The 13590-nt window shown below is 32.1% G+C and carries 15 protein-coding genes; 13 read left to right on the top strand and 2 right to left on the bottom strand.

Features of this window, described 5'->3' with window-relative positions; genetic code table 11:
- The first annotated feature begins 16 nt into the window (after positions 1-16).
- The 13 genes from GQR95_RS03675 to tsaB all read left to right on the top strand — a co-directional run bounded on the left by GQR95_RS03675 (position 17) and on the right by tsaB (position 11615).
- Positions 17-997 carry a cytochrome c oxidase subunit 3 gene (locus GQR95_RS03675; RefSeq protein ID WP_159021878.1) on the top strand — a complete coding sequence of 327 codons (981 nt, stop codon included), beginning with the start codon at positions 17-19 and terminating at the stop codon, positions 995-997.
- A gap of 23 nt (positions 998-1020) precedes the next feature.
- On the top strand, positions 1021-1401 hold the full coding sequence (locus GQR95_RS03670; protein WP_159021877.1) for a cytochrome C oxidase subunit IV family protein: 381 nt from the start codon (positions 1021-1023) through the stop codon (positions 1399-1401).
- 109 nt (positions 1402-1510) lie between these two features.
- Positions 1511-2227: a hypothetical protein gene (locus GQR95_RS03665; RefSeq protein ID WP_159021876.1), complete on the top strand. Its 717-nt coding sequence runs from the start codon at positions 1511-1513 to the stop codon at positions 2225-2227.
- Entirely contained in the window at positions 2220-2966 is a 747-nt protein-coding gene (locus tag GQR95_RS03660) for an SCO family protein (protein ID WP_159021875.1), read from the top strand. The genes GQR95_RS03665 and GQR95_RS03660 overlap by 8 nt, the downstream gene beginning before the upstream one ends.
- Positions 2959-3507, top strand: coding sequence for a DUF420 domain-containing protein (locus tag GQR95_RS03655; RefSeq protein WP_159021874.1), 549 nt, complete (start codon positions 2959-2961; stop codon positions 3505-3507). The genes GQR95_RS03660 and GQR95_RS03655 overlap by 8 nt, the downstream gene beginning before the upstream one ends.
- Entirely contained in the window at positions 3507-3728 is a 222-nt protein-coding gene (locus GQR95_RS03650; protein WP_159021873.1) for a hypothetical protein, read from the top strand. The genes GQR95_RS03655 and GQR95_RS03650 overlap by 1 nt, the downstream gene beginning before the upstream one ends.
- Before the next feature lie 127 nt (positions 3729-3855).
- The gene (locus tag GQR95_RS03645) at positions 3856-4557 is read left to right on the top strand and encodes an ABC transporter ATP-binding protein (RefSeq protein WP_159021872.1); all 702 of its coding nucleotides are present in this window, start codon (positions 3856-3858) and stop codon (positions 4555-4557) included.
- Positions 4550-5794: an ABC transporter permease gene (locus GQR95_RS03640; protein WP_159021871.1), complete on the top strand. Its 1245-nt coding sequence runs from the start codon at positions 4550-4552 to the stop codon at positions 5792-5794. Before GQR95_RS03645 ends, GQR95_RS03640 begins: the two co-directional genes overlap by 8 nt.
- A gap of 1 nt (position 5795) precedes the next feature.
- Positions 5796-7055 carry an ABC transporter permease gene (locus GQR95_RS03635; protein ID WP_159021870.1) on the top strand — a complete coding sequence of 420 codons (1260 nt, stop codon included), beginning with the start codon at positions 5796-5798 and terminating at the stop codon, positions 7053-7055.
- Positions 7056-7076: 21 nt separating this feature from the next.
- Positions 7077-8234 (top strand): efflux RND transporter periplasmic adaptor subunit, encoded by a 1158-nt coding sequence (locus GQR95_RS03630; RefSeq protein WP_159021869.1) that lies wholly within the window; start codon positions 7077-7079, stop codon positions 8232-8234.
- A 52-nt stretch (positions 8235-8286) separates the two neighbouring features.
- Positions 8287-9639, top strand: coding sequence for a TolC family protein (locus GQR95_RS03625; protein ID WP_159021868.1), 1353 nt, complete (start codon positions 8287-8289; stop codon positions 9637-9639).
- A gap of 3 nt (positions 9640-9642) precedes the next feature.
- A complete protein-coding gene (locus GQR95_RS03620; RefSeq protein ID WP_159021867.1) occupies positions 9643-10920 on the top strand; it encodes an efflux RND transporter periplasmic adaptor subunit in 1278 nt (425 codons plus the stop codon).
- 20 nt (positions 10921-10940) lie between these two features.
- Positions 10941-11615, top strand: a complete 675-nt coding sequence (gene tsaB, locus GQR95_RS03615) for a tRNA (adenosine(37)-N6)-threonylcarbamoyltransferase complex dimerization subunit type 1 TsaB (RefSeq protein ID WP_159021866.1) — start codon at positions 10941-10943, stop codon at positions 11613-11615.
- Here tsaB and GQR95_RS03610 read toward each other — a convergent pair whose 3' ends face one another.
- A complete protein-coding gene (locus tag GQR95_RS03610) occupies positions 11616-12431 on the bottom strand; it encodes a mechanosensitive ion channel family protein (RefSeq protein ID WP_159021865.1) in 816 nt (271 codons plus the stop codon). It lies immediately after the preceding gene.
- 163 nt (positions 12432-12594) lie between these two features.
- A complete protein-coding gene (locus GQR95_RS03605; protein ID WP_159021864.1) occupies positions 12595-13497 on the bottom strand; it encodes a NifU family protein in 903 nt (300 codons plus the stop codon).
- Between the last annotated feature and the right edge of the window lie 93 nt (positions 13498-13590).

The following is a 13590-nucleotide window of genomic DNA, read 5'->3' as shown; positions in this document are numbered from 1 at the left end:
AAACTGAATAATTAATATGAATAATACAGTTGTAAATACTGGAACCGAAGGAAAAGCTTGGGGTGGAGGTAAAGAACCTCTAGATGCAAGTTACGGAAAAATGATGATGTGGTTTTTCATCGTATCCGATGCCTTAACCTTTTCTGGCTTCTTAGCAGCCTATGGCTTTTCAAGATTTAAATTTATTGATTCATGGCCAATCGCAGATGAAGTGTTTACACACGTTCCATTCATGCATGGTCAGGATTTACCAATGATCTATGTTGCTTTCATGACATTTGTTTTAATTATGTCGTCTGTTACAATGGTACTTGCCGTAGATGCAGGACATCATTTAAACAAACAAAAAGTAACAATCTACATGTTTTTAACCATTATAGGTGGTCTTATTTTCGTAGGCTCTCAAGCTTGGGAATGGAATACATTTATTAAAGGTGAATATGGAGCTGTACAAACACGCTCGGGTAATTTACTTCAATTTGTAAATGCAGAAGGACATCGTGTAGCTATTAGTGATTTTGCTATTGCAGACCATTCAGATCGTGCTCAACACGAAAAGAAAAACGGACTTTGGTTTACAAGCGAAGGTTCTCTTCCTCCTTTTTCTGTTAATGAGGTTGTAAAAGGTTTTGAAGCTAATGAAAACATATTAATAAGAACAGAGGTATTGAACGAAAACGGACAAAAAACTCTTTTGTCTAGAGCCGAATCTATCAAGCAATTAAAATCTAACGGTCAATTAGTCGTTCAAGGTGCTAATCTTGAAGTAAACGAATATGGGAAACCTATTTTCGCAGATTTCTTTTTCTTTATTACAGGATTTCACGGTTTTCACGTATTATCTGGGATTGTTTTAAATATTATTATTTTCTTTAATGTTCTTGTAGGAACATACGAAAGAAGAAAAAGTTACGAAATGGTCGAAAAAGTTGGTCTTTACTGGCACTTTGTAGATTTAGTTTGGGTATTTGTATTTACATTCTTCTACCTTGTTTAATTTTAAGAAATAATTTTTAGAAAATGGCACACGCACAAAAATTAGAGATATTTAGAGGGACACTTAAATTTAAGTCCAATACAGATAAAATCTGGGGTGTATTAATTTTGTTATCTGTTATTACAGCTATTGAAGTTGTTTTAGGGATTTACAAACCAGATATTTTAATGGGTCACATAGCTGGAATGAAAGTTTTAAACTGGATTTTCATTATTTTAACTATTGTTAAGGCTTATTATATTACATGGGATTTCATGCACATGAGAGACGAGAAAGCGGGATTAAGAAATGCCGTTGTTTGGACTGCAATCTTTTTAATTAGTTATTTATCTTTTGTTTTATTAACAGAAGGAGGTTATATAGAAAGTGTATATTCATCAGGTTATATCACACACGATTTTTAATACACTATAAGTGTTAAAACAAAGTATTAAGGCGGTTTATTAAACCGTCTTTTTTATTTTTGCACCATATTTAAAATTTGATTTCAAGTTTTGCTCAAAAGCCTCATTTATGAATGCTAAATTAATAAAAAGATACGCCGTTTTAATTATCTTGTTTTTCCTTCCCGTTACCTTTTTATTGTTCTTATATCCGGCAAAACATAATTATAATACATTAGATATTTTAAGTCATAATGTTGCAGATATTAATGGGTTTTCCTCAGATACAGGCGATAATATTATTCTAGACAATCATCTTACTGTCGTTGGCTTTTTTGGAACGAGTCCTTTAGTTAAACAAACTGCAGCTTCAAACTTAAAAGAATTAATCTACGATAATTTTAAGGGGTTTAAAACATTTCAAATAGTTATACTTTTACCTATAGGTACAGAGGCAGTTGCTAAAGAGATGAAAGACGAATTAATGAAATATGATGAACTTAAATATTGGCATTTTGTTTTCGGACCTCCAAATGCTATTAAGGCCATTCATAAGAGTTTAAATGTCCCAGACCAATTAGATGTAACATTAGCAACAGATAATGTTTACATTGTAGATAAGGAATTAAATGTAAGAGGTAGATTGGATGATCGCACAGATAATGAATTGGCAAAGCAATCTGCAGTATATTCAAAATCGTCTTACGATGCTATTAAAGTAGCAGATTTAAAAAATAAAATGAGTGAAGATGTTAGAATTTTATTTACCGAATACCGTCAGAAACGTAAAGGTAATTTCGATTCAACATCAAGAAGAGCTAACGATTTAAAAGGAGCAAATGAGTAGTAAAACAAATTATTCGTACATAGGTATTGCCTTTATTATTTTAGTATTCGGAATTTTATTTGTTCCGAAAATTGTAGATCGTATTAAAAACGATGACGTTTCACGAAGTGATAGAATAAGCAATATGCCTGATAATAATTTTTCCAATAAAGACAAATTAATGTTTTTAGAAATTGATGGTGAAGCTAAAAAAGTACCAGAATTTAGTTTTACAAATCAGGATGGAAAAACAATTACAAATAAAGATTATTTAGGTAAAGTTTATATCGTAGAATTTTTCTTCACCACGTGTCCTACTATTTGTCCAATTATGAGTCAAAATTTAGTTCAAATTCAAGATCGTTTTAAATCTATAGATGGATTAGGAATGGCTTCATTCTCTATAAACCCAAGTCACGATACGCCAGAAGTTTTAAAAGCTTATGCTGAAAAATATGGTATTACTAATCCGAATTGGAATTTAATGACAGGAGATAGAGAAGCGATATATAGACTAGCAAATCTAGGTTTCAATTTATATGCTGCAGAAAATGATGCAGTGGCTGGTGGTTTCGAACATTCTGGAAACTTTGCTCTTATAGACAAGAATGGTTTTATTAGATCGCGTGCAGATCAATATGGTAACCCTAAAATTTATTATAGAGGTACTATTACTGAAGCAGAAAAGTATGACGATGATGGGGAAGAAGAAGAAATAAGCATGCTTAAAGAAGATATTAAAAAGCTTTTAAATGAATAATTCAGAATACGTAGTAAATACAGAAAAAGCAGCGAAATACAATAAATGGATTGTTGCTTTATCTATTATAATACCTATTGCAGTAGCCATTTTATTTGGTGTTAGAATTCCAAATGTAGAACCTTTAGGTTTTTTACCTCCAATTTATGCTGCTACAAATGCATTAACTGCCGTAGTTTTAATTTTAGCTTTCTTAGCGATTAAAAAGAAGAATGTAAAAAGACATGAGTTATTAATGAAAATAGCCATAACACTTTCTGTATTATTCTTGGTTATGTATGTCGCTTATCACATGACTAGTGATTCTACCAAATTTGGAGGAGAGGGTGCTATAAAATACATCTATTATTTTATATTAATTACACATATTATACTGTCTATTGTTGTTATTCCTTTTGTTTTAATAACTTACGTACGCGGAATAACAAACGACATTGTTCGTCATAGAAAAATTGCTAAAATTACATTTCCACTATGGTTATATGTCGCTATAACTGGTGTTGTTGTATATCTATTAATCTCTCCATATTATAATTTCTAATGAAAAAAGCATATCTTTTATTAGTTGTCTTAATCTTTGTTGTTAGTTTGCCTGCAGAGGCACAATGTGCGATGTGTCGTGCCGTCTTAGAAACAGAAGATGGGCAAGGTGCAGCAAAAGGTATTAACGACGGTATTGTGTATTTAATGGCTATTCCATATATTTTAGTTGGAGGTATTGCTTATGCGATTTATCTGAAATTCTTCAGAGAAACAAAATAATTTTATTTTTATTGTAACAATTTGTATATTAAGTAGTCTTAATATTAGTAGTTTATGCAAAAGGCTTAACAATTCTTTAGTATAACAACTAAGATTTTATAAAATTAGAACTATTAAGCTGCCTAATATGATTGAAATTAATGATTTACATAAATCTTACCACATGGGGGCAAATTCGCTTCATGTGCTTAAAGGAATTAATTTTAATGTAAAAGAAGGCGAGCTTGTTTCTATAATGGGATCGTCCGGATCTGGAAAATCTACATTGCTTAATATTTTAGGAATGTTAGACGAAGCAGATTCTGGTAGCTATACTCTAGATGGCTTTCCTATAAAAGATCTTAATGAAAAGATTGCAGCAAACTACCGTAATAAATTCTTAGGATTCATCTTTCAATCCTTCAACTTAATCAACTATAAATCGGCTCTAGATAATGTTGCTATGCCTTTATATTATCAAGGATTAAAGCGAAAAGAACGTATAGAAAAAGCAGCCCATTATTTAGAAAAAGTAGGATTAGCAGATTGGTCTCACCATTTGCCAAGCGAAATGTCTGGAGGGCAAAAACAACGTGTTGCCATTGCAAGAGCATTAGCAAGTGATCCTAAAGTACTTTTAGCCGATGAGCCTACCGGAGCACTAGATACTAAAACATCTTACGAAGTTATGGACCTTATTCAAGGCATTAATGAAGAAGGAAAAACCATTCTAATTGTAACACACGAGCCTGATATTGCACAAATGACAAAACGTATTGTGAATTTAAAAGATGGCTTAATTATAAACGACACCAAAGTTGAACAAGTTAGAGCTATAGCAAATGTTTGATATAGAACGCTGGCAAGAAATTTTTGAAACACTCAGAAAAAACAGGCTAAGAACATTTCTTACTGGACTTTCTGTGGCTTCGGGTATATTTATTTTAGTTATTTTATTAGGTTTCAGTAGAGGGATTCAAAACGGCGTAACGTCTCAATTTGAACGGGATGCTTCTAACCTAATTAGCATTTGGCCAGGAACTACAACTAAAGGCTATAAAGGCTTAAATCCGGGGCGAGATATTCAGTTTAAAAATAAAGATTTCAATATGCTTTCTAAAAAGTACGACAGTTATATTGAACATAAATCATCTTTTTATACCATTTGGGGCGGATTAGTAAATTATAAAAATGAATCAGGAAGTTATCGTATTCAAGGTATTCTACCAGGAAATCAGTTTATAGAAAACGCAGATATTGGTCAGGGACGGTTTATTAATCATTCAGATGTAGTGGGAGCAAAGAAAGTTGCTGTTATTGGAAATCGTGTAAAAAAGGATTTATTTAAAGATGAAGATCCTATTAATAAAGAAGTGACTATTTACGGCATTAGTTACAAAGTTGTAGGTGTGTTTTTCGATCCAGGAGGAGAGCGGGACGAGAGTAAAGTGTTTTTACCTTTATCTTCTGCTCAACGTTCTTTTAATGGAGCAGATTCAATAAGAAACATGATGTTTACTATCAAGATGTCGGACGATTATAATAAGGCAGCTTTGGAATCTGCAGCACTTGCCGGAGATATTTTAACCAATCTAAGAGAACAACAGATTGTCTCTCCAGACGATACAAGTGCAATTAGGGTGTACAATACTATGGAAGAGGCTAAAAAAATCTATTCACTAATTGCTACTATTTCTGCGGTATTTTGGTTTGTTGGTATTGGTACCATCATTGCAGGTGTTGTAGGAGTTGGAAACATTATGCTAATTATTGTAAAAGAACGGACTAAAGAAATAGGAATACGAAAAGCTTTAGGTGCACAGCCTATGTCTATTGTAGGAATGATTCTTCAGGAATCGGTTTTTGTAACCATGTTTTCTGGATTATTCGGATTAATTCTCGGGTTAGGTTTACTAGAAGTTGTTGGCCCTTTAATAGAAAGTGATTTTATAAAATATCCTCAAGTAGATTTTGCTACAGCCATAACAACCGTTTTTATTTTGGTGTTTGCAGGTGCTTTAGCAGGATTTTTTCCTGCGTATCGTGCAGCACAAATAAAACCAATAATAGCTTTAAGAGACGAATAATATGTTTAGTAAAGACAGATGGGACGAAATATTAGAAGCCTTAAGTGCAAACAAGTTTAGAACCTTGTTAACCGCTTTTGGTGTCTTTTGGGGAATTACAATTCTAGTGTTGTTATTGGCCTTAACAAACGGATTAAAAAACGGAGTCACTGCAGATTTTGGAAACTTTGCAACAAATTCTATGTTTATGTGGACTCAGCAAACCTCTATTTCTTATAAAGGTTTACCTAAAGGAAGACTCTTTAATTATAAATTAGGAGATGTAGAAGCTTTAAAACAAATTCCAGAACTTAAATATGTGTCGCCAAGAATGCAATTAGGAGGTTATAGCGGAGATAATAATGTAACTCGAGGTATGAAAACAGGTGCCTTTCAGGTAAATGGAGATTACCCAGAATATATAAAGCAACAACCTATGGATATTACCAGTGGTCGTTTTATAAGTTATTCCGATATAAATACCAACCGAAAATCTTGTGTTATTGGTACAGATGTGGTTAAGGGATTGTATGATAAAGGTGAAGATCCGTTAGGAACGTATATCAAGATTAGTGGTGTTAATTTTATGGTTATTGGTACGTTTAAAGCGAGTAATTCTCAAGGCGATCAAGAAGAAGATGCAAATACTATTTTTGTTCCATTTACCTCATTTGGGCAAGCATTTAATAGTGGCGATAATGTTGGTTGGATGGCTATTACTGGTCAAGACGGAATTAGTATTACAGATATAAAACCTAAAATTTTCGAAATTATAAAAGCCAGACATAAAATTCATCCGGATGATGATAGAGCTATTGGTAATTTCGATTTATCTGAAGCCTTTGGACGTGTAAATGGATTGTTTTCTATTTTAGGATTTGTCGGGTATTTTGTGGGGGCTTTAGTCTTAATGTCTGGTATTATAGGTATTAGTAACATCATGTTAATTGTAGTTAAGGAACGTACTAAAGAAATTGGTGTACGTCGTGCTTTAGGAGCAACCCCTTGGATGATTAAATCGCAAATATTACAAGAGAGTTTAATTTTAACAATAGCTTCTGGAATGGTAGGAATATCTTTCGCTGCAGGAATTATTTGGTTAATGAATTATATATTAGATAATAACGACGGACCCGTAGAAAACTTCGCTAATCCAAGTGTGAGTATGTCTGTTGTATTTATAGCCTTATTTATATTAGTAGTTTCAGGATTGTTAGCGGGGTTAATTCCTGCAAATAGTGCTACAAAAATGAAACCCGTAGACGCATTAAGAATTGATTAAAAAAGTAAAGAATTAATATACATGAAAAGATCATCAACCGTAATCGTATTAATCCTAATTGTTGTAATTTTTGGGGTATCTCTATTTTATTTATGGAAGAAAAATCAGGAAGATCCTATTACTTACACTACAGATGTGCCGGTAGAACAAACTATTGTTGTAAAAACAGTAGCGACTGGTAATATTGTCCCTAAGGAAGAAGTACTTATTAAACCAAACATTTCAGGTGTTATTGAAGCTATTTATATTGAAGCTGGAGAATATGTAAAGACAGGCGATTTAATTGCTAAAATTAGAGTTATCCCAAATGTATCTTCTTTATCGAGTGCAAAAAATGGTATTGCAACTAATCAAACTGCGTTACAAACGGCAAAAATAAATTTAGAAACGCAAGAAGCTAATTACCAAAGACAAAAGGCGTTGTTTGAAAAAGGAATCATTTCAGAAAATGATTTTGAAGGTATTAAAAACACGTATTTGCAAACAAAACAGGCTGTTGCTCAAGCAGAAATTAATGTAACATCTGCAAGACAAAATTTCGATATTATTAAAACAGGAACAACTTCTGGTTTAGGTAATATTGCACAAACTTTAATAAGATCTACAGTGTCTGGAATGGTGTTAGATGTGCCTGTTAAAGCTGGAAACCAAGTTATAGAAGCTAATAATTTTAATGAAGGAACATCTATAGCAACTTTAGCCGATGTAAATAAAATGATTTTTGAAGGAAAAGTTGATGAAAGTGAAGTTGGAAAAATAAAAGAAGGTTTACCTTTAGAAATAACAATTGGAGCTATAGAGGACAAGACTTTTGATGCCGTTTTAGATTATATAGCACCACAAGGTGTTGAAGAAAATGGAGCTATTCAATTTGAAATTAAAGGCACACTAAATAAAGTAGAAGAGATCTTTATACGTGCAGGTTTAAGTGCTAATGCATCTATTATTTTAGATAAAGCAGAAAATGTATTGGCTATAAAAGAGGCTTTAGTACAATACGACGAGAAAACACAATTACCATTTGTAGAAATTGAAGATAGCGATCAAGAATTTGTAAGAAAAGATGTGGAGTTAGGGATTAGCGATGGTATTTTTGTACAAGTAAAAAGCGGAATTTCGAAAGACGATAAAATTAAAGTTTGGAACCAAATAGAAGGAACTCCAAAATATGCTCAATAAATTAACCATTGAGTGTAACACTTTTAACTATTTTTAGACTGATAATGTAATTATGAAAAAAATAACACTTTTAGGCCTTTTCCTTTTTAGCGGAATAACCATTTACGCACAAGATGATAAACTATGGACGCTTGAAGCCTGCGTAGATTATGCATTAGAAAACAATATATCCATCAAACAATCTGAATTAGATTCTAAGTTGACGGATTTAGATAAATCGCAGGCTATAATGGATTTTATGCCTACGTTAAGCGCAAATTCATCATTTAGCATAAATACAGGTGCAAACATTAATCCAACAACAAACCAATTCGAAAATCAAACGTTTAGATCTGCGAGTGGAGGAATTAACACTGGAGTTAACTTGTTTTCAGGATTACAAAACTGGAAATCGTTACAACGTGCTAAAATTAATATTATCGCATCTCAATATCAATTAGATAAAATGAGAGACGATATTTCTATATATGTAGCGAATGCTTTTGTTGATATTTTATATAATAAAGAACAAATAAAAGTTTTAGAGTCACAGAATCAAATTACCAAAGAAAATTTAGAGCGTACTAAAGAATTGGTAGATGCAGGTGTATTGCCGCAAGGAGATTTGTTAGAAATTAAAGCTACAGATGCAACACAGATTCAACAAATTATAGCTGCAGAAAATGATTTATTTATCACAAAAATAGGTTTAGCTCAATTATTACAGATTGAAGATTATAAGAATTTTGATATTGCAGAAGAAGATTATGGACTGTTTCCAGATTCTATTCTCGAAGAAGATGCTTCAACAATCATAGCAAAAGCTAAAGAAGAAGTTTACGATGTTAAGGTTGCCGAAACAAATTTAGAGTTGGCAAAAAAAGATTTAGAACTTTCAAGAACATTATATTACCCTACCTTAAGTGCATATATGGGTTACAGTACATATTGGTCTAGTACAAATTTAGATTTTACTACCGGTAAAGAAATGGCATTTATGGATCAGTTATCAACGTTTGATGGGACTTCTTTAGGTTTACAACTTAGTGTGCCTATCTTTAATGGGTTTACAACTCGAAATAACGTAAAACGTAGCCAAGTAAATGTAGAGCGTTCAAAATATTTATTAGAACAAGCAAATTTAGATTTAGAGTCTAAAGTATATCAAGCATATAACGATGCTAAAAATGCTAAAAAATCTTACGAAGCAGCAATGCAAACTGCCGAAGCTAGAAAATTAGCTTTTGAATATGCACAAGAACGCTACACAGTAGGGTTATCTAACGCCTTCGATTTTAATCAGTCTTCTATTACTTACGAGAATGCACAGTCGGAAGTGGTTAGAACAAAGTATCAATATATTTTTAAAGTAAAAGTTTTAGAATTCTATTTTGGAATTCCTATCGACCAAATTAATGACAACTAAACCATGAAGAAGAAAAAGTTAATTCTTATTATTTCCATTATTATAGCACTTCTGGCATTGCTTGTCGTAGGCAAAAAAGCAGGTTGGTTTGGTAAGCAAAATAATTTTAAAGAAGTTGAAACACAGGAAATTTCAACTATAGATATTATTGAAACCGTTTCTGCAACAGGAAAAATTCAGCCAGAAATAGAGGTTAAACTATCTAGTGAAGTGTCTGGAGAAATTATTGCTTTACCAGTACGTGAAGGGCAAGAGATTAAGAAAGGTGATTTATTGGTAAAAATAAATCCAGATATTTATCAGTCTAGTTTAAATCGTTCTCAAGCAACACTTCAGAATGCTAAATCTGGTTTAGATCAAGCTGAGGCCTCTTTAAAAGAAGCAAAAGCGAGTTACCAAAGAAATAAAACCTTATTTGACAAAGGGATTATCTCAAAAGCAGATTGGGATAAAGCTATTTCTACTTACGAAGTTGCCGAAGCCTCTAAATCGTCTGCATATTATAATATGCAAAGTGCAGGAGCAACTGTAAATGAAGCTAACGATAATTTAAATAGAACGACTATTTTTGCACCTATGAGCGGAACTATTTCTAAATTAGACGCAGAATTAGGAGAACGTGTTGTTGGAACACAGCAAATGGCTGGAACCGAGATTATGCGTGTTGCAAATTTAAATAACATGGAAGTTGAAGTCGATGTTAATGAAAATGATATTGTTAAAGTAAACATTGGAGATTCTACAATTGTAGAGGTAGATGCGTATTTAAAGAAAGAATTTAAAGGGATTGTAACCGAGATTGCAAACTCTGCAGATGAAGCTTTAACTTCAGACCAAGTCACTAACTTTAAAGTAAAAGTTAGAATTTTAGAAGAGTCTTATAAAGATTTAATAGAAGGTAAACCAAAATCGTATTCACCTTTCCGTCCAGGAATGACGGCTACTGTAGATATTATTACAAAACAACGTAAAGGTATTATTGGAGTGCCAATTAGTGCAATTGTAATTAAAAACGATACAACAACGTCTAAGAGTACAACACCAAAGGAAACAAATTTAACAGAAAAATTTGAATGTGTTTTTGTAAAAGATGGAGAATTAGCTAAACTTCGTGTTGTTAAGACCGGAATTCAAGATAATTCTAATATTGAAATTCTTTCAGGATTAGAAGAAGGCGACCAAGTTATTACAGGGCCTTACAATATGGTAACCAAAACACTTAAGAGTGGAGATAAAGTTGGTTCTAAATCTGAAGAAGAAGAAGAAAAAACAGAAGAATAATTAATAAGTAAACATATACCGTGGCATTACTATTAAATGTAGAAACAGCGACAACAAACTGTTCGGTCTCACTATCTAAAGATGGTGAGACTTTTGCTTTAAAAGAAGATAACGATAAAGGCTATTCTCATGCAGAAAGACTTCACGTTTATATTAAAGCATTATTAGAAGAAAATAATATTGAAACCTCTCAATTAGATGCTATAGCCATTAGTAAAGGGCCAGGATCTTATACGGGTTTAAGAATTGGAGTATCTGCCGTTAAAGGGCTTTGCTATGCTTTAGAGAAGCCATTAATTTCGGTATCTACTTTAGAAGCTTTGGCACATCAAGTTAAAGCTACAGGTGGCGTAATTGTATCGATGTTAGATGCAAGACGAATGGAAGTGTATTCTGCAATTTATTCTGCAGATTATAAGGAAATAAGAGAGGTGCAAGCCGAAATTTTAGAGGCACATTCTTTTGAAAAGTATTTAGAGGAAGGTAAGGTGTATTTTGTAGGTAATGGAGTAGAAAAAACAAAGACAATTATTACACACCCTAATGCTGTATTTATTGACGATAAATTACCATCTGCTAGAGAGATGGGGTTTTTAGCAGATATGAAGTACAAAAAAAGCGACATCGAAGATGTCGCCTATTTTGAACCTTATTATTTAAAAGATTTTGTGGCTTTAAAGCCTAAATCTAAATAATTAAGCTTGTTTATGAATTTCAACTTGATGTGGAAAAGGAATTTCGATTCCAGCTGCATCAAGTGCTATTTTAGTGTTTTCAGTAACATCAAAAAATACTGTCCAATAATCTTCAACTTTACACCAAGGTCTTACAGCAAAGTTTACAGAACTATCTGCTAATTCCATAACGTTTACAGTAGGAGCTGGAGTTTGTATTACTTTAGGATGAGATGTTAATACGTTCATTAAAACATCTTTTGTTTGCTTAATGTCAGAATCATAGCTTACTCCGAATACTAAATCTACTCTACGAGTACCTTCTGTACTATAGTTTACAATGTTTCCGTTAGATAACGTACCATTAGGAATAATGATTTCTTTATTAGATAAGCCAGTTAATTTAGTTGTGAAAATTTCAATTTCTTTTACTACACCTATTTCTCCTTGAGCTTCAATTAATTCACCAACCTTAAACGGTTTAAAAATCATAATTAATACTCCTCCAGCAAAATTCCCTAAAGAACCTTGTAAAGCTAAACCAATAGCTAAACCTGCAGCAGCAATAATTGCAGCAAATGATGTTGTTGGTACACCTAATGTTCCTAAAAGTGTAATGATTAATAGTATTTTTAGCACCCAACCAATAAGGTTTGTTAAAAAACTTTGTAAACTTTTTTCATAACCCGCTTTATCCATTAGTTTACCAGAAGCTTTAAGTAATTTCTTAATGATCCAAGAACCAATAATCCAAATTAATATTGCTCCAATTATTTTTACTCCGTAATCTAATCCTAATTCAAGCCACTTTCCTGTGTCAATGTTTTCTAAATCCATATTTTATAATAATTAATTTTTATGATACAAATCTAAAAAAACGTATTTATAATAATGTTTTTTTGATGATAAAGAATTATTAAATAAGAAAAAACGCACAGTATTAGTTAATACTGTGCGTTTTTTCTTATTTAAATTAGATTGTAAGTCTCTGTGAATGAGTTTATCCGTTAACAGCCTCAACAATTTCTACTTTGTCTTTTAACATTTCTTTTAGCATATTTTCTATACCATTCTTTAAAGTAAATGTAGATGACGGGCAACCACTACAGGCACCTTGTAATATTACTTTTACTGTTTTTGTATCACTGTCATACGACTGAAATTGAATGTTTCCTCCGTCGCTAGCTACAGCAGGTTTTATGTATTCTTCTAAAATATTTATAATTTCTTTAGAGATATCGTCTAAATTATCGAAAGATTTATCTACTTGTGGTGTTGTTTTTTCCATAACTTCTGGTGCTTCTGGTAATACAACATCTTTACCTTGTTCTATAAATTCACGAATAAATTCACGTAATTCTAAAGTAATATCTTGCCATTCTGCAACGTCGTATTTTGTAATAGACACATAATTTTCGTCTATAAATACGCTTTTTACAAATGGGAAGTGAAATAATTCTGAAGCTAAAGGAGATAGTTTAGCTTCATCTATAGAGGTAAATTCAAATAATGCAGCAACTAGTTTTTTATTCGCAACAAATTTTTGCACTCCAGGATTGGGTGTGCTTTCTGCATATACAGTAACAGCGGTTTTCTTTGGAGCACTATCATCTAATACAACAACACCATCTTTATTTAAATAGTCTGCAATTTGTTGCGCAACTTCGTTTTGCACATCTTTCCATTCTACGATATTAAAGCGCTCTACAGCTATAAAATTAGCAGATATATACACTTTTTTTACAAAGGGTAAATAGAATAATTGTTGTGCTAATGGAGAGTTTTTAGCCTCATCTATATTGTTAAACTCGAAACTTTGATATTTGGTTATGAATTGATTTAATTCAAATTTTATAATTGCTGGATTGGTAGTTTCTTGTACAGAAACACTAAATGTCTTCATTTAAAAAATAATTTCCACAAAAATAATAAAACTAAATTTCAGTTATAGGTTTATAAGTCTTAAATTATGCATGTTAAATAGATGGTTCTATTT

It is taken from the genome of Formosa sp. L2A11, from assembly GCF_009796865.1.
Classification (GTDB): Bacteria; Bacteroidota; Bacteroidia; order Flavobacteriales; family Flavobacteriaceae; genus Formosa.
The sequence above is the reverse complement of the archived record's forward strand: the minus strand, read 5'-3'. Positions and strand labels throughout refer to the sequence as shown.